General features: G+C 60.2%; 1 pseudogene. It reads left to right on the top strand.

Annotation, left to right across the window (positions count from 1 at the left end):
* Nucleotides 1–38 precede the first annotated feature (38 nt).
* Nucleotides 39–379, top strand: a pseudogene (locus EN859_RS35785) (methyl-accepting chemotaxis protein); the annotation flags it as partial.

Raw genomic sequence — 379 nt, 5'->3', positions numbered from 1 at the left:
CGTCCATTGCGCTTACGCCGAACGACCGAAGCAGCCTGATGGCATCGCTCGAATCAATGCGCCAGCAATTGCGCGCTATCGTTTCCGATATCCATTCCACAGCGGAAGCGATCACGACTTCTGCAGGCGAGATCGCGCAAGGCAATCTGGACTTGTCGCAGCGCACGGAGGAACAGGCCGCGTCGCTGCAGGAAACCGCTGCGAGCATGGAGGAGTTGACATCCACGGTCCGTCAGAACACCGAAAATGCGAAGCAGGCGAACGCGCTTGCCGGCAACGAATGCGAGGTGGCCATGCGAGGTGGCGAAGTCGTGAACCAGGTGGTCGAGTCCATGCGCGCCATATCGAGCAGCTCCGGCAAGGTGTCGGACATCATCAC

Origin of the sequence: Mesorhizobium sp. M00.F.Ca.ET.216.01.1.1 (assembly GCF_004010325.2) — a bacterium.
GTDB lineage: Bacteria > Pseudomonadota > Alphaproteobacteria > Rhizobiales > Rhizobiaceae > Mesorhizobium.
This window is presented reverse-complemented; position numbering and strand designations above follow the sequence as displayed.